Annotated in this window: 14 protein-coding genes; 9 read left to right on the plus strand and 5 right to left on the minus strand. The window is 58.3% G+C overall.

Going from position 1 to position 15664, the window contains the following annotated elements; all coding sequences use genetic code 11:
* Positions 1–244: 244 nt before the first annotated feature.
* The 5 genes from EI77_RS09445 to EI77_RS09465 all read right to left on the minus strand — a co-directional run bounded on the left by EI77_RS09445 (position 245) and on the right by EI77_RS09465 (position 4192).
* Complete coding sequence (locus EI77_RS09445) at positions 245–1162, minus strand: ADP-ribosylglycohydrolase family protein (protein ID WP_133795025.1); 918 nt, start codon at positions 1160–1162, stop codon at positions 245–247.
* Positions 1163–1206: 44 nt separating this feature from the next.
* On the minus strand, positions 1207–1752 hold the full coding sequence (locus EI77_RS09450; RefSeq protein WP_133795026.1) for an RNA 2'-phosphotransferase: 546 nt from the start codon (positions 1750–1752) through the stop codon (positions 1207–1209).
* A 30-nt stretch (positions 1753–1782) separates the two neighbouring features.
* Positions 1783–2826 (minus strand): hypothetical protein, encoded by a 1044-nt coding sequence (locus EI77_RS09455; RefSeq protein WP_133795027.1) that lies wholly within the window; start codon positions 2824–2826, stop codon positions 1783–1785.
* A 128-nt stretch (positions 2827–2954) separates the two neighbouring features.
* On the minus strand, positions 2955–3506 hold the full coding sequence (locus EI77_RS09460; protein WP_133795028.1) for a protein-tyrosine phosphatase family protein: 552 nt from the start codon (positions 3504–3506) through the stop codon (positions 2955–2957).
* On the minus strand, positions 3503–4192 hold the full coding sequence (locus EI77_RS09465; protein WP_133795029.1) for an NUDIX hydrolase: 690 nt from the start codon (positions 4190–4192) through the stop codon (positions 3503–3505). Before EI77_RS09465 ends, EI77_RS09460 begins: the two co-directional genes overlap by 4 nt.
* 260 nt (positions 4193–4452) lie before the next feature.
* Between EI77_RS09465 and EI77_RS23325 the strand changes: the two genes are divergently transcribed.
* From EI77_RS23325 to EI77_RS09505, 9 genes are all read left to right on the plus strand, one after another.
* A complete protein-coding gene (locus tag EI77_RS23325) occupies positions 4453–4626 on the plus strand; it encodes a hypothetical protein (RefSeq protein ID WP_166647154.1) in 174 nt (57 codons plus the stop codon).
* An 87-nt stretch (positions 4627–4713) separates the two neighbouring features.
* Positions 4714–4968: a GlsB/YeaQ/YmgE family stress response membrane protein gene (locus EI77_RS09470; RefSeq protein ID WP_133795030.1), complete on the plus strand. Its 255-nt coding sequence runs from the start codon at positions 4714–4716 to the stop codon at positions 4966–4968.
* Between the two features lie 46 nt (positions 4969–5014).
* On the plus strand, positions 5015–6850 hold the full coding sequence (locus EI77_RS09475) for an alpha-amylase family glycosyl hydrolase (RefSeq protein WP_208300319.1): 1836 nt from the start codon (positions 5015–5017) through the stop codon (positions 6848–6850).
* A 142-nt stretch (positions 6851–6992) separates the two neighbouring features.
* Complete coding sequence (locus tag EI77_RS09480) at positions 6993–8651, plus strand: sensor histidine kinase (RefSeq protein WP_133795031.1); 1659 nt, start codon at positions 6993–6995, stop codon at positions 8649–8651.
* Positions 8648–9331 (plus strand): response regulator transcription factor, encoded by a 684-nt coding sequence (locus tag EI77_RS09485; RefSeq protein ID WP_133795032.1) that lies wholly within the window; start codon positions 8648–8650, stop codon positions 9329–9331. Before EI77_RS09480 ends, EI77_RS09485 begins: the two co-directional genes overlap by 4 nt.
* A gap of 462 nt (positions 9332–9793) precedes the next feature.
* Positions 9794–10198 (plus strand): BlaI/MecI/CopY family transcriptional regulator, encoded by a 405-nt coding sequence (locus EI77_RS09490; RefSeq protein WP_133795033.1) that lies wholly within the window; start codon positions 9794–9796, stop codon positions 10196–10198.
* 18 nt (positions 10199–10216) lie between these two features.
* Complete coding sequence (locus tag EI77_RS09495) at positions 10217–11833, plus strand: M56 family metallopeptidase (RefSeq protein ID WP_133795034.1); 1617 nt, start codon at positions 10217–10219, stop codon at positions 11831–11833.
* A 310-nt stretch (positions 11834–12143) separates the two neighbouring features.
* Positions 12144–13667: a polysaccharide lyase gene (locus EI77_RS09500; protein WP_133795035.1), complete on the plus strand. Its 1524-nt coding sequence runs from the start codon at positions 12144–12146 to the stop codon at positions 13665–13667.
* Entirely contained in the window at positions 13664–15652 is a 1989-nt protein-coding gene (locus EI77_RS09505; RefSeq protein ID WP_133795036.1) for a DUF1549 and DUF1553 domain-containing protein, read from the plus strand. Before EI77_RS09500 ends, EI77_RS09505 begins: the two co-directional genes overlap by 4 nt.
* Positions 15653–15664 lie beyond the last annotated feature (12 nt).

Here is a 15664-nt window from a genome sequence, read left to right on the forward strand (position 1 = left end):
CCGCCCGCCCGAGCCAAACCGGCTGTCCATAACAATGCAAAGCATGGCGATGAACGAAACGGAATTGAACATACAAGGGTAAACGAAGTGCAGCCCTGGGGCGGTAACACCCCGCGCATACCTCCGCCATAGAGCCCTGAAAGGGCGGGACACTCCACGTCCTTCGCAGAAAGAGCCTGCGAACCTACAGTCGTGTCGAGGAGGCAGCAAAGGGTGGCATTGTGAGTATAGCTTTGGGGATGCATCACAAGTTTAGATCCAGAGGTTCACGGGCCTTGAGCCAATTCTCCGGTATGCCATTTCGCCCAACAAAAAGGGCCACAATGCCTCCGACAATGGCGCAATTGGTATCACAATCTCCGTCTCCTTCGAGAGTATTGATCATCGCTTCCTGATAGTCATCGAGATGCCTTGCCGCGCACCAGAGAGCGAACGGGACCGTGTCAGGAGCCGTGACCAGATAACCCGAGCCAAGAAGCCGTGCCGCATATTCAGGTTCCATTTCCAGAGGAACGACCGATGCCTTTCGGATACCATCAAGGGTTTCTCCTTCTGGAGTCAGCTTCAGCACCGTTTCCCACAGCTTCTCGCGGGCTTCAGACATTGGCTGACCTTGTGCCTTACAGATAGCTCCGGCGGCGAGCGCCACGGCCACAGTGCCCGCCACCCCCTCAGGGTGTGAGTGAGTGATCAGAGCCGATGCCCGGCTTTCTGTGATCAGGAGATCCACATCATCTGCAAAGTAAGCTCCCAAAGGAGCCACTCTCATCGCACCCCCATTACCTTTGGAACCACGGCCATTGAAGGCTGCGACAGATGTCTGTTGCCAAGAATCCCCGGCAAGGATTTGCTCAAGCTGCATCCGTGCTCCTTTGCCATAACCACGACCTGGATCGACCTGATAACGTTCTGCAAAACGATGGGCGAGTGAATCCTGCGAAATGCGTTTCATCTCAGCCAGCTCCTCCACTATAGCCATGGCCATCTGCGTATCATCCGTATGCCACCATTTTGGCCCCGGCAGAGCTCCTTCCGCAATAACGCGTCTGGCACCCCGTGCACAGGTTGTTAGCAGCTGCCCCAACGAATCTCCGACGGAGAGGCCGTCAAGCGATAGCAGGGCTCGCTGAAATCGAGCGGTATGAGTGGATTCTACATTCATAATAATTTAACCAAGTCCGAAGGGGCGAAATAAAGATATCCAAGTTACGGAAACACAATGAATTCCACCGGCACATGCTCCACCAGCCACACGCCATTCGTGCTTTGGTAAAAGACATATCCCTGCTGATGCATGGCCTCCGCGTGGACGTGCAGCAGCACCGGGATTCCATGCCGCGCACCCACTTGCAGGGTCACCTGCGTTTCAGCGGAGAGATGTACATGATGACGCTGCATCTTCAGCAGACCTTTTTCCCGGATGGAGTCTAGAAACCGGGTCGCCGTCCCGTGGTAAAGAACAGTCGGCGGAACCTTGGCCGCATACTCCAGCTCCACCTCCACAGAGTGACCCTGGCTGGCGCGGATACGGGTGCCATCCGCGCTGAATTCGAAACGCTTCTTTGCATTCGTCTTCACCACATGGTCCAGCTCCTCCAGCGTAACCGGCCTGCCTGCCGTCGCACATCCGGCCAGCAAGTCGGTCACAGAAACCCAGCCCGCCGAATCCAGCCGCAACCCCGCCCTCTCCGGCTCGTGCCGCAGCACCAGGCTGAGAAACTTGCTTCTTCGTGTCGTTAGTTCGTCATTCATTTTTTTCAATCATTCCAATCGTTGCTGAGATCAGTTGCCGTCACTCTTTCCCCAGGAGAAACCAAGGCCCCCGATCCCCCGGACGATCTCCGAAACTTCTCTTCCGGCACCCCCATTGAGGCCCTCTAAAAAAGCCATCCCCTCCTCGAAGTCGAAGCGGTTGCGTTCTTCGCCCACGTAAAACACCACCTTCCCCGCTTGGGCCATTCTCGCGGCGAGCACTTGGAGCATGGCCATGAGAACCCGGTTGCCTCCAAAGGCTCCGCATCCCCACCACCCCGTGTGAATCTCCACTTCCTGCGGCATCAAACCCGCACGTTCCGACTCCTTCACCGCCGCTGAGAAGCCGGTAAAAGCAGTCTGTAAAATGTCCAAAATCTGACGAGAAGAATAGCGGCCAGACCCTGTCGGGGCTGCCATGGCAATGATATTCGACGACGAGGCGGGCTTCAGAACCGTCGTCGCCTGAAGGATTCTTTCCCTGTTAGCAACGCCAAACGCATTGCCATACAGAGGACCAGAATTCGTTGCTCCTTCGCCTGGCTTCTCAGAGAGTCTGAAGAGACGGCCCCACCAGGGACTTTTGCTGGCACCGCTGGACGTACTTGTGAGATCCATGGCGCACACTCTCGGCACATTGGAGATGGTCACCGGCGTGCTCGCTCCATTTTCCCGCGTCAGCGCAGGATGCCCCTCATGCAGCAAGGCTTCACGCAAAGAGCCGAGCACCGGATGTTCCAGCACCTGCCATTCATCCTGCGCCATCAGCGCCGATCCATAGGCCGCAAACAGTCTTGGGTCAGCAAAGTTCACATGCCAGCAGCCTGGATCCGACTGCGGATAGGAATAAAACCCGGGCCTGCACCGGACGTTGCAGGCGCTGGATTCCAAGGGCCCGGATAAAGGGCTCAACATCCAGCGTGTATAACGCAATGTTCCGTGCACAGGACTCCCTTCACGACTGATCCGGTCATAGACGGCTTCTTTGTGAGGATGCTTCCAGACAGGCGGGTGGACGCGTATCAAGTGCTCCGCATCAAAGTCAAGTTGTTGCAGGATAAGTGGCGAATTCATAACTCAAACAAAATCCTTTCTTGTTCGGTCTCCTGCCGCTTGGGATCAAAGCAGAAGAGCTGGCGGAACCCTCAGGAGGGTGCACCCCATTTGCCCCCATAAAATACGCTGTTATTTGTTAGGCCCGTTCATTGGTTCACCTTCCAGTTCTGCACAAAGGCGCGTTGCTGCGCCGTTTCAGGAATGACCGGAAAATGAATGCGCGCATGGGCAGTGAGCTGCTGCAGTTTGCTCAGAGGATCGGTCTCGCCATGCCGGGCCAGCCAGCAGCCAATAACCGTGGCCGTGCGACCCTTGCCGCCCCAGCAGTGCACATAGGCAGCTCGGTCCTCCGCCAGCACTTCATCCAGGAGATCCAGCGTAGCAGTCATGTCGGCGATTCGCGGAATGCCCAGATCACGAATAGGGCTTCGATCCCACGTCACCGGCTCGCCACGGATAGCGCCCAGATCAAACCATTCGGGGGTGTAATCCGTGAACTTCCGCCGGTTCAGGGGATCCGACTCGTCCTCTTCCATGAGATTGGTGATGTGCGAGATGCCACAATTGAGCAGCGATTCTAGCTTCGCCTTAGCGACAAAGGGATCTCGATCTCCAGGCAGAAAACCGGCGAGCAGCTTGCCTGGGACAACCCAATAACTGCGGGCAAAAGGAAGATTGGGAGGACGTGGAGGTTTCATAATTCAAAGTGGAATCCCTTCTTCTTCAGTTTCTCATACCGCACGGGATCAAAGCGGAAGAGTTGGGCGGGGCGGTGGGCGCCTTCGCGGTGGGTTTCATTCAGGGGGAGGAGCAGGCCGTAGCTGAGTACCTTTTTGCGGAAGTTCCGTTTGTCTAAAGGCGTGCCCAAAACGGTCTCATATAGGTGCTGAAGGTGGCTCAGCGTAAACTTGGGCGGCAGCAACTCAAAGCCGATGGGCTCATAGCGCAGCTTGCCGCGCAGGCGTTGCAGGGCCACTGCCAAAATATCCGCATGATCAAAGGCCAGCGCTGGCACCTGGCTCACTGGAAACCACTGCGCATCCGCTGCATCGGTGGTGGCATGGGTGCGGTGATCGGCGGGTTTGGTGAGCGCATAGTAGGCCACGCTGATCACCCGCTCACGCGGATCGCGGTCCACCCGGCTGAAGGTATAAAGCTGCTCGAGAAAAATCTTGGCCAGGCCCGTCTCTTCCACCAGCTCACGCCGTGCAGCATCGTCCAGGGTTTCATCCACACGCACAAAGCCGCCCGGCAGCGCCCACTGGCCTTTGAAGGGCTGTAGTCCACGTTCAATCAGCAGCACCTTCAGCTCCGTTTCATCAAAGCCAAACACCACACAGTCCACTGTCAACGCAGCGCGCGGGTATTCATAAACATGCTTCATGCTGATTATGTAAGTGTAAAAACAACACGATGTAAAGAGCAAATTGCACACTGCCCAAAATGACCGCTGTGCAAATAGCCCAATGAACCATAGCCGCTCGTGCAGAATGCTCGAATAATGCCATCAACGCGAACTCTTGCAGTATGTAAATATGTTGATAAACAACGCATTACATTTCATCAGAATCCAATGGCACACAGCCTGCATAGATCTTTGGAGTGCGTTTTCTGACCGCACATAACATCAACCTAACAAAGACTATGAAACTCATCCGCATCCTCACTCTGGCCATCACAGCGACCACCCTGACCCTCACTTCCGTGAGCTGCCGGGAAAAAGGACCTGGTGAAAAAATCGGCGACAAAGTGGATGACGCCCTGGACGCACGCCCAGGTGAACCCGTCCGCGATGCCGTGGAAAAGGTCACCGAGTAAGCATCCCTGATACCTGGCCTGCAGATGCCCCCGCATCTGCCTAGGCCAGGTCGTTTTTCAAGTAATCATCTCTAATCTTCAAATTTTATGGGCATTCTTTCCTGGATCATTCTCGGCCTCCTCGCTGGTGGCATCGCTAAATTTCTCATGCCAGGCAAGGACCCTGGTGGCTGTTTCATCACCATCCTTCTGGGCATCGTCGGTGCTGCCGTCGGTGGTTGGATCGGCACCCAGCTTGGTTTCGGTTCCGTGCAGCAGTTTGACCTGCGTGGCCTCGGCATCGCCATTCTCGGTTCGCTCATTCTCCTGCTGATTTACCGGATGGTCGCAGGCCGCAAATAGATCATCTCCCGCCGTCCCAAATCACTTGCCAAACTTCCTCCCTCTCATGAGCGATCGCAAAGCTGCCCTGCAAAAGATCAAAGTCATTCCTGGCATGGGCTGCATGGTGCAGCCAAAAGGTGCCGCATTCCGTGTCTGGGCACCACATGCAGACAGCGTGTCGGTGGTAGGCACTTTTAACAAATGGGATCCGCAGGCCTGTCCCATGCAGAGGGAGGAAGGTGGCACTTGGTTTGCCTTGGTGGAAGAGGCGGAGGAAGGCCAAGGCTACCTTTATCACATTCGCAATGGTGAAAAGGAATTCACCCGGCCGGATCCCCGTGCCCGGTGCATGGAAAACTCCATTGGCAATTCACTCGTCTGGAAGTCGCGACGCGATGCTGCCGGTGGCGAATTCACTCCGCCCACCATGGATGAAATGATCATCTATGAAATGCACATCGGTTCCTTCCATGTGCATGAGGGTGCCGCTCATGGCACCTTTTCCACCGCCATCGAAAAGATGGATTATTTAAAAGACCTCGGTATCAATGCCATTGAACTCATGCCCGTGGCGGAATTCGCCGGCGACATGTCCTGGGGTTACAATCCTGCCTGTCCTTACGCCATCGAGTCCGCCTATGGTGGGCCAGAGGGACTGCTGGCTTTTGTTAAAGCCGCGCATGATCACGGCATCGCCGTCATCATGGATGTCGTTTACAATCACTTCGGCCCTTCAGACCTCGGCCTCTGGCAGTTCGATGGCTGGTCAGAGAATGAAAAAGGCGGCATCTATTTCTACAATGATCAACGCTCCAGCACCCCTTGGGGGGATACCCGTCCCGACTATGGACGCGGCGAGGTCCGCTCTTACATCCGCGACAATGCCATCATGTGGTTTGAAGAATACGGCGTGGACGGCTTGCGCTGGGACATGACCGTCTTCATCCGCAGCTGTCAGGGAAATCCCGGCCATCCTGATGATGATCTCTCCGAAGGCTGGGGCCTCATGCAATGGGTCAATGACGAAATCCACGCCCATTATCCTCAGGCCATCACCATTGCTGAAGATCTTCGGGACAGTGAATGGATGGTCAAGGATACCGGGGCTGGTGGAGCTGGATTCCGCAGCCAGTGGAATGCTGATTTTGTCCATCCCGTGCGTGCCGTCATGATCCAGGCCGAGGACCAGCATCGCAATCTCGAGGCCCTTCAATCCGCCCTCACCTGCTGCTTTGATGGCGATGCCTTCAAACGTGTCATCTATACCGAATCACACGACGAAGTCGCTAACGGCAAAGCCCGTCTTCCGTCTGAAATCGTTCCTTCAGATGCCAGTGCACTGCCTGCCCGCCAAAGGGCAAATCTCGGTGCTGTCATGGTCTATACAGCTCCTGGCATTCCTATGATTTTTCAAGGCCAGGAATTCCTCACCGATGAATGGTTCCGTGACGATGTACCTCTGGATTGGTCACGCACGGAGGAGTTTCAAGGCGTCGTTCAAATCTATCGCGACCTAGCCAAAATGCGCCGGAACTTTGAAGGCTGCACCGCAGGTCTCATGGGCCAGAACATTCACGTTCATCATGTTGAGCACGGGCGTAAGGTGCTTGGCTACCGTCGCTGGCGTGAAGGTGGCTCTGGGGATGATGTCATCGTTATACTAAACCTCGGCCATCAGCCTGCGGATGATATTCGCATCGGCGTCCCCTCCTCCGGCCTTTGGCGCATCCGCTTCCATAGTGATGCCCAGGTCTATGGAGGAGACCTCGCGGGTCATCCCTGCGTGGATGCCATGGCCACCGAAGGCGATTGGGAAGGACACCCCTTCAGCATCACCCTTGCCCTTGGCAGCTATGCAGCCGCCGTCCTTTCTCAGGACCCGGGCGAAAAGGCAGCCTAACCAATGATAGACGGAAAAGGGGCGGTAGATCGCAGGTCGCCTGCACGCCTCCTTTTCTTGCTGATTCGCAAAGCCGCGAAAATTCTCTGCATAAACTCGCTGTTGCGATGGCCTCGTTGCCTTATCGTAACCAACAAAGTTCATGCAGCAGCGCCGAACCAATCTCTTGCTCATCCTTCTGGTCGTCACGCCGCTGGCGTTGCTCACCTGGTTGGGTACTTACCTGATTCGCGATGCCGCACGCAGCACAGATTCTGCCATGCAGGCCGTGCTGGCGGAACGCCTCGCCGTTGCAGACCACCAGCTTGCCGATGACCTGCGCCGTTTCACGGACCAGTTAGACCTCCTGGATGCCCCCGCTAATTCGGATCCTAAATCCACCGCCATGGCCCTCGGCACACATCCCTGGACCATGGAGACCTGGATCGCCTCACAGAATGGCGTGGCGGAGATCGTCACCGAAAAAGGTGATCAGTCTCAGGATGTCGGTGCGGATGCCGCCACCCGCGCCCGCATGCTCCAGCACATTCTCAGCCTCCCCCTGCCCCGCTCCGCAGAGGCGATGGAGCCTTTCGCATTGGTCATCGAAGCCAGCTCCCAGCAGGATCCAGACCGCAGCCGTCAGGCCATCTGGCAGACCTTCGCGCGCACGGAGGGTTATCATCAAAAAGGACTCGTCAAGCCCGGCCCCATGCCTGCATTCAGCTCCGGCTGGCACGTCACCGATGGCGATTTCATTTATTGGCGCCAGCTCTCTCCGGGCACCATCATCTGTGCGCGGCTGGATAGCCGGGCTCTCCGCCATGCCCTTTTCAGCCGGTTGCCACCCCCTGGGTTGCAGGCATACCCCGGCCGCCTCACCCTCACCACCCGCAGCGGCATCCCCCTCCACACCGCCGGGCGCAGCCTGCCCGGCTCTCTCACACGTCCCGCAGCTGTGAAGCAATGCTCCGCACCCCTCACCCAGTGGTTCTTGAGCTATTCCCCCGCCGCTATCGAATTCCCCAAACCCTACCTGTTTCCCATTTTGTTAGGCGTCGGCTCCGGCTGCCTCCTCGTCCTCGCTCTCGCGTGGACCTTTTTTCGCGAAAATGCCCGCGAGCTCCGCCTCGCCCAGCAGCGCGTCAGTTTTGTCAATCAGATCTCCCATGAGCTGAAGACCCCCCTCACCAATATCCAGCTCTATACAGAGATGGCCGCTCACCGCATCGAGAGCACCAATGATATCATCTGCCAGCGCCACCTCCGCGTTGTCGAGACAGAGACCGCCCGCCTCAACCGCCTTATTCAAAACGTCCTCAACTACGCACGCCAGCAGCGGGATAAGCTCAGTGTCCAGCCCCGCCCTATCATATTGGATGAAGTCGTCAGCCGGGCTGTGGGAAACTGGCGCACCCTCTTGGAAAACAAAGGCTTCAAAGTTCACCTCTCCCTCAATGGCCCCCCCACCATGAAGGCCGATGCCGATGCCATCGAGCAGATCCTCAGCAACCTCCTTTCCAATGTGGACAAATACGCCGCTCATGGGAAATGGGTCTCCATCCACACCGAAAGCACCGGCAGCAGCGCCCGCATTATTGTCGAGGACCGCGGCCCCGGCATTCCCTCCGGAAAACGCCGCATGGTCTTTGAGCCTTTCGAGCGTCTCCGCTCAGATTTAAACGAAGGCGTCAGCGGCACCGGCATCGGCCTCACCATCTCCCGGGAGCTGGCAGATCTTCACGGAGGGTCATTGGAAGTTTGCAGCCTATACAAAGATGGGGCTAGATTCATCCTCACCCTGCCCGTTCAACCCTTATGAAGATCCTCATCGCCGAAGACGACGACCACACCCGCGAAGCCCTGCGCGAGGTCCTCAGCATGGAAGGTTACGAGCTGGTCACCGCCAGCGACGGCCTCCAGGCCATCGATTTCTTCCGCGCCACCCGCCCGGACTTCGTCTGCCTGGACGTCATGATGCCTGGCCAAAACGGCTACGAGGTGTGCAAACAGATCCGCAAGATGGACGAAAACGTCCCCATCCTCTTCCTCACCGCCAAGGCCGAGGAAATAGATACCGTCCTCGGCCTGGAGCTGGGTGCCGATGATTACATGACCAAGCCCTTCGGTGTAAAAGAGATCATCGCCCGCATCCGCGCCATCCTCCGCCGCACCGCCGCCCGTGCCGGCGCTGCTCCTCGTGAGGAAGACTTCACGATGGACGACCTCCGCATCGTCTCCGCCGAGCTTCGTGCCTACCGTGACGGCACCGAGATCCAGCTCAGCCCTCGCGATGTAAAAGTGCTGAATCTCCTCTACCAGCGCCGTGGCAAGGTCGTGGACCGCAACACCATGGCGGATGAAGTCTGGGGTGTGGATTACTTCCCCGAAAGCCGTGCGTTGGATCAGCACATCTCCCAGCTTCGCAAGCGCGTGGAAAAAGACCCCGCCAATCCCCGCATCATCCGCACCGTCCACGGTGCCGGCTATCGCTTCGAATAGCAAAGTAGCCCGCTCAGTCCTTGAGCGGAAAGCATCCTCGCAACTCCCTCCCCATCCCGAGCTTTGCATAGGTTGGCAGATAGCGCCGAAGCCAAAAAGCCTCGAATTTTTTCGTAGCGTCAAGCTCAGCAAAAGTAGCCCGCTCAGTCCCTGAGCGGAAAGCATCCTCGCACCCCCCTCCCCATCCCGAGCTTCGCATAACTTGGCAGATATCGCCGCAACCAAAAAGCCTCGAATTTTTGCGTCGTCCTAGCCTGGCAAAAAAGTAGCCCGCTCAGTCCCCTGAGCGGAAAGCAACGTCGTCCCCCCTCCCCATCCCGAGCAACGTCATCACCCCTTAACGCACCTTGGGTCTAAACTCGTCCCTGCACCCCCCGCCGCAAATTTTCACCGCCACCGTAAAAAATCTTGCCCTCCATCGGATTACATCTGTAAACTCACGATTACATTTGTAATTCAAAAATGCCCCCTAACCCCCAGCCCCCCTCCTCTCCCAAAATCTCTGACGCCGAATGGACCGTCATGAAGGTCCTCTGGGAGCGTGGATCCAGCACCGTGGCTGAGGTTGTGAAAGACCTCGAAGGTCGCCTCCACTGGAAGCCCCGCACCGTCCAGACCCTCGTCCGCCGCCTTGCTGAAAAAGGTGCCCTCGCTGTGGAAACCGTGGGCCGTGAGTTTCGTTATTACCCTGCCGTCGCCCAGGATGAATGCCAGCTTGAAGAAAGCCGCAGCTTCCTGGATCGCGTCTTCGATGGCCGCCTCGCCCCCTTCGTCGCCGGATTGATGGAGCGGGAGGAAGTGTCCAAAGACGACCTCGAAGCCCTGCGGCAGGTCCTCCGCGATGCCGAAAAGAACCTCAAAAAGTAATCGCAATCGTCACCGGCCATGAATGCTTCCACTCTGGATACTGCCCTGCACTGGCTCCTGCGTACATCTCTGGAGGCCAGCGTCCTCATCCTCGCCGTCCTCGGTTTGCGCGTTCTTCTTGGCGCACGCCTTGGTGCTTCTTGGCGCATCGGTTTATGGGTGCTTGTCGGGGTAAAGCTGCTGCTCCCCGCCTGCATCCCCGCAGGCTTTGGCCTCGGCGGCTGGGCCAGCAGCTCCGTGCTTCAGCCCGCTCCCGTGGCCCTCATTTCACCTGCCACAGCCAGCCCTCTCGCCGCCGCCCCGACCCCTTCCCCAGCTCCCCCCTCGCTCACCGCCACCCTTCCTTCCACATCCCGCAGCCTCAGTCCGCTGCATCTCATCGCCATCCTCTGGTTCTCGGGCACCCTGGCCGTCCTCGGCTTCGCCCTGTTCCGCCATCACCAGTTTGGAAAAAAGCTCGCCACCTGCCCCCGCGCTCAGGATCCCCGGCTCCTCGCCCTGCTGGAGTGCCTTCGTCACCTGGCCCGGGTCCGTCAGCCCGTCACCATCCTCCTCCTTCCTCCCGGCACCACCCCTGCCATCACCGGCATCCGCTCCCCCCGCCTGCTCCTGCCTCAGGACTGGCACTCCCGGTTCGATGACGCCAGCCTCCGCCACGTCCTCCTGCATGAGCTCTTTCACGTCCGTCATCGGGACCTCCTGTGGAATTGGGCCACCCTCGCCGTCCAGGCACTCCACTGGTTCAATCCCCTCGTCTGGACCATCGGTTCCCGCTTCCAGGCAGACCGCGAGCTGCGGTGCGATGCCGCCGTCCTCGCCATCCTCTCCCCTGGCGAAAGATTGTCCTACGGCCACACCCTCCTCCGCATCCAGGAGACCTTTTTTGCACCCCCGGCCATGGCAGGACTGGCCCCGTGCGTGCGCAACCATCCCACCCTGCTGCAACGCATCACCATGATCGCCCAACCCAACCGCAACCGCCCCTGGCTCCAGGCCCTCTTCACCCTCGCCTTTGGTGTGATGACCTGTTACGCCTTCACCACCGCCACCGCAGCAGATGAAAAAGAAATCCCCGCCAAGGATCGCAGCCGCGAAGGCCAGCGCAGCACTGAGCCGGGTGAAAAGAGCACCAACGAAGCCCCCCGTACATCCCGTGAGGGCGATGGCAAAATGACCGAAGGCCCTCGCGACGGCGACCGCCCTAAAACGGGTGAACGCGATGGCGACAAACCCCGCACCGGTGAAGGTGACGGCGACCGCCCCAAAACCGGTGCGCGTGACGGTGCGAAAAAGCCTGGCACCGGCGACCGTGAAGGCGGCCCCAAAACGGGTCCTCGTGATGGTGAACGTCCAAAGTCGGGCGAGCGCGATGGTAAAAGCACCAGCCTCAAAAGCAGCACCAGTGGCGAAGCCATCTCAGTGCATCTGACCAACAAAGGGGAAACCGTCATCATCCAGGGAGAGGAAATGCCACTCAACCGCCTCCGGGGTTACCTGCATCACTCCATGGCTGGCAATAACGACACTCTCTTTCAGATCACCGCTGAATCCAATGTCCCCTATAAAGGCGTCACGTCTGCCTTGGATGCCCTGCGGGACAACGGCAAAAGGAACGTGAAATTCGCCAAAGAATAGCCCGCCTTCCCTGCACTAAAAAAACGCCACTTGGCCTAAGTGGGGGTGCCAGTTCCTTGCGCCACTTCATCCCGCCCCGGACCTTGTCAGCACCTCTGTGCACCCATGGCTCCACCCTTTCACCAGTCTTTCCCCGCCCATCCCCATAGGGGGATGATGGGGAAGGCATGGGGACACCATGGGGATTCTTTTCCCCATCGCATCTCCTTCATGATCAACGGGTTGAGTCTGAAAATCCCCACATGGGGAAAAATTTAAAATCGTCCCCATTTCCCCATCGGTCGCCCGGCAGCCACTAAACGCACCCTTTATGAAACGTGCCCTCACCTTCCTTTGCCTCGCCTCGTGCGCCTCGGCCGCCACCCCCGCCGAGGTCGGCATCGCCCTCAGCAAAGCCGTCGCTTTTTATCACACCAAGGCCTCCTCCCACGGCGGTTACGTTTATCGTTACAGTGCCGATTTCACCCTGCGCGAGGCGGAGGGCATTCCCGGCCCGGACACCATCTGGATCCAGCCTCCCGGCACCCCAGCCGTCGGCATGGCCTTTCTTGATGCTTACGAAGCCACCCAGGATGAAGCTTGCTTAAAGGCCGCCGTGGATGCCGCCCATGCCGTCACCCGCACCCAGCTCACCTCAGGCGGGTGGGATTACTCCGGCCATTTCGATACCGCCAACCGCCAAAAGCACCTCTATCGCCGCGATACGGAGGGCAGGCTGATTGACCGCAAAAAATTCCCTCAGGGAGAGGCCGGCTGGCACATCTGGCGGCAGCGGGAGCACAAGGACACCAACTACTCCACCGTGGATGATGATGTCACCCAGGCCGCCACCCGCCTGCTCATCCGGGTGGACCACGCCCTCGGCGGTAAGGATGAGGAGATCCATGAAGCGGCAGATTATGCCCTCAATGCTATCATCAATGCCCAGTATCCAGCTGGTGGCTGGTCGGCCAGTTTTGATACCTGGCCCGCCTCGCCACCTCCTGCGGACAAATACCCCGTCAAGCCAGGCAACTATCCCGCTGACTGGCCGCGCAAATGGCCCAAAGACTTCACTGGCTGTTATGTCCTCAATGACAACACCCATGCCACCTTGATGAGCACCCTGCTCCTCGCCTGGCAGCTCCGGCAGGATGAAAAATACCTCGCTGCTGCCAAACGTGGCGGCGATTTCCTCGTCACCGCCCAGATGCCAGATCCCCAGCCCGCCTGGGCCCAGCAATACGATGCCGATATGCAGCCCGTCTGGAGTCGCGCCTTTGAGCCTAGCTCCGTCAGCGGTCGCGAATCCCAGGCCGCCATGTGGGCCCTGTTGAAGCTCAGCGCCGTCACTGGCGATAAAAAATACCTGCCCCCCGTGGCCAAGGCTGTCGCTTATCTACGCAAGTCCTTGCTCCCCGGTAACAAGCTCGCTCGCTTCTATGAACTTCAGACCAACAAGCCCCTCTACTTCGAGCGTGGTGAAGGCGGCAAAGGTTTTGAACTGACCTACAGCGACAAAAAAGCCTCCTCGAATTATGGCTGGGTTTGGGACAGCGAGCTGGATGCCATCGAGACCATAGGCCGCAAGATCTTTCGCGATGAGCTCGTCGTGTTCCCCCGTACCGAAAAAGAACGCTGGTCCTATCCTCCCACCGATAAAGACATCGCCAGCATCCTCAGCGAGCAAAAACCCGATGGCTCCTGGACTGAGACGAAGGATGAGCGCGGCATCATGCGCGATGCCAACGGCAAAAAGATATCCCCTAAAGGCGGCGTCATCTACAGCGATACCTTTGTCCAAAACGTCCGCGCCCTCAGTGCCTGGATGAAGATGAAAGGAGCCAAGTCATGAAAGCGAACCCGCTCTGGTTTCCCTTCGGACTCATCTTGGCCACCGTGCCTCTCTCGGCAGCTGAATATGAAAATCCAGTCCCCTGGTCCTACAAGCCCATCCAACGTCCCCCCATCCCTGAGATCAAGGAATCCACTTGGCCCCGTGATGACCTGGACCGCTTCATTCTCGCCCGGCTGGAAAAGGAAAGCCTTCACCCCATCGGTGATGCACCTCGTGCCACCTGGATCCGCCGCGCTTCTTTTGACCTTCGCGGCCTCCCTCCTTCTCACGAGGAAGTGGAGGCCTTCGTCGGTGACCCAGCAGGCGATGATCTCGCCTATGCCAAGGTCGTGGACGCCTTTCTGCAGAGCGAGCGTTTTGGCGAACGCTGGGCCCGCCACTGGCTGGATGTGGTGCGTTATGCCGACAGTGTCGGACGCGTCTGGAACGCCCCCTTTCTGTATGCCTTTCGTTACCGCGACTGGGTCATTGATTCCTTCAATAATGACAAGCCCTATAACCGCTTCATTGCCGAGCAGCTAGCTGGTGATCTCCTGCCCGCAAAGACCGTCGCTCAAAGGCGTGAGCAAATCACTGGCACCGGCATGCTGGCCCTGGGCAGCCTCAGCCTCCAAGAAGGCAGTTATGAGCAGTTCGTGCTCGATCAGGTGGATGACCAGATGGACGTCTCCTCCCGCGCCTTCCTTGGCCTAACATTCAGTTGCGCACGTTGTCATGATCACAAGACGGAACCCGTCAGCCAGAAGGATTATTATGCCCTCGCTGGCATTTTTTACAGTAGCCGCACCCTCTCCGGCCTCGCCAACCGCCATGACATGACTCGCGCCGGATATGTGGATCCCGAGATGCTCGTGGACCTTCCCACTTCCCTGAATGAACCCATCGGCCCACCGCAAAAACTTCCCGCCGGTGTCCATTCCATGGATGACATCCGCGCCCTTGGGAATCCCAAGCAGATTCCCCGGTATGACATGGACCCGCATTTCAGCATGGGCCTGGTCGAGGGCGAAGTTCGCGACTGTGCACTCGCCATCGGTGGAGATCCGTATGAACGCGAGGCCGCTCCGGCACGTGGCAAAATCACCGTTCCCAGCTTGCCACCCCTGCCCGCCATCGCCACTGGATCTTCAGGCCGCTTTGAGCTGGCCCAGTGGATCGCCTCCCCCGCCAATCCATTGACCTCACGCGTCATGGTCAACCGCATCTGGCAGCATCTTTTTGGTGAAGGCATCGTCCGCACCGTGGATGATTTCGGCATCACCGGCGCAGATCCTACCCATCCAGAACTGATGGATCATCTTGCCGTCCGGTTTGTTGAAGGTGGCTGGTCCGTCAAAAAGCTGATCCGCACCCTGATGCTCAGCCGCACCTATCGCCTCGCCTCCTCCACCGGCACCGCCAGTGATCCCAATCATCCCGATGCAGGCAACAAGTTGCATTGGCGCATGAATGCCCGCCGTCTCGAGATCGAACCCCTGCGCGATACCCTTCTTCAGCTGGCAGGCCGCCTCGACCTCAATCGTCCTGAAGGCATTCAGGTGGGTGGCACTGGCGGCAAAGGCCGCATGGGCGTCACTCAGAGTTTCATCGGGATTGAAGACCCCTTTCGCACCATCTACCTCCCCGTCATCCGCGATGCCGTGCCCGAGCTTTTCAGCACCTTTGATTTCCCCGGTCCCACCCAGATCAAAGGCCTCCGCGATGTCACCACCACGCCGCCCCAATCCCTCTTTTTCATGAACAGTCCCTTCATGGAAGACACTGCCGCCGAGATCGCTGCGCGAATTCTGGAGCAGGACAAAAGCACCTCCGAGGGCGTGACCCATGCATATCGTTATTTGTTAGGCCGCGCCCCCTCGCCCGAAGAATCCGCCGAGGCCACCGCCCTCATCCAAAGTTTCGAAGAAGCTTCCGATACCTCCCGCTGGACCACCCTTGTGCAGGCTCTGCTCGGCACCGCCGAGTTCCGTTACGTGTTCTAAATCTCCTTCCAC

Source organism: Prosthecobacter fusiformis, from assembly GCF_004364345.1.
GTDB lineage: Bacteria > Verrucomicrobiota > Verrucomicrobiia > Verrucomicrobiales > Verrucomicrobiaceae > Prosthecobacter > Prosthecobacter fusiformis.

Excerpts from the sequence above, each read along its gene's own strand:
- EI77_RS09445 (WP_133795025.1), bottom strand. The coding sequence starts at position 1,162 with ATGAATGTAGAATCCACTCATACCGCTCGATTTCAGCGAGCCCTGCTA.
- EI77_RS09450 (WP_133795026.1), bottom strand. The coding sequence starts at position 1,752 with ATGAATGACGAACTAACGACACGAAGAAGCAAGTTTCTCAGCCTGGTG.
- EI77_RS09455 (WP_133795027.1), bottom strand. The coding sequence starts at position 2,826 with ATGAATTCGCCACTTATCCTGCAACAACTTGACTTTGATGCGGAGCAC.
- EI77_RS09460 (WP_133795028.1), bottom strand. The coding sequence starts at position 3,506 with ATGAAACCTCCACGTCCTCCCAATCTTCCTTTTGCCCGCAGTTATTGG.
- EI77_RS09465 (WP_133795029.1), bottom strand. The coding sequence starts at position 4,192 with ATGAAGCATGTTTATGAATACCCGCGCGCTGCGTTGACAGTGGACTGT.
- EI77_RS23325 (WP_166647154.1), top strand. The coding sequence starts at position 4,453 with ATGAAACTCATCCGCATCCTCACTCTGGCCATCACAGCGACCACCCTG.
- EI77_RS09470 (WP_133795030.1), top strand. The coding sequence starts at position 4,714 with ATGGGCATTCTTTCCTGGATCATTCTCGGCCTCCTCGCTGGTGGCATC.
- EI77_RS09475 (WP_208300319.1), top strand. The coding sequence starts at position 5,015 with ATGAGCGATCGCAAAGCTGCCCTGCAAAAGATCAAAGTCATTCCTGGC.
- EI77_RS09480 (WP_133795031.1), top strand. The coding sequence starts at position 6,993 with ATGCAGCAGCGCCGAACCAATCTCTTGCTCATCCTTCTGGTCGTCACG.
- EI77_RS09485 (WP_133795032.1), top strand. The coding sequence starts at position 8,648 with ATGAAGATCCTCATCGCCGAAGACGACGACCACACCCGCGAAGCCCTG.
- EI77_RS09490 (WP_133795033.1), top strand. The coding sequence starts at position 9,794 with ATGCCCCCTAACCCCCAGCCCCCCTCCTCTCCCAAAATCTCTGACGCC.
- EI77_RS09495 (WP_133795034.1), top strand. The coding sequence starts at position 10,217 with ATGAATGCTTCCACTCTGGATACTGCCCTGCACTGGCTCCTGCGTACA.
- EI77_RS09500 (WP_133795035.1), top strand. The coding sequence starts at position 12,144 with ATGAAACGTGCCCTCACCTTCCTTTGCCTCGCCTCGTGCGCCTCGGCC.
- EI77_RS09505 (WP_133795036.1), top strand. The coding sequence starts at position 13,664 with ATGAAAGCGAACCCGCTCTGGTTTCCCTTCGGACTCATCTTGGCCACC.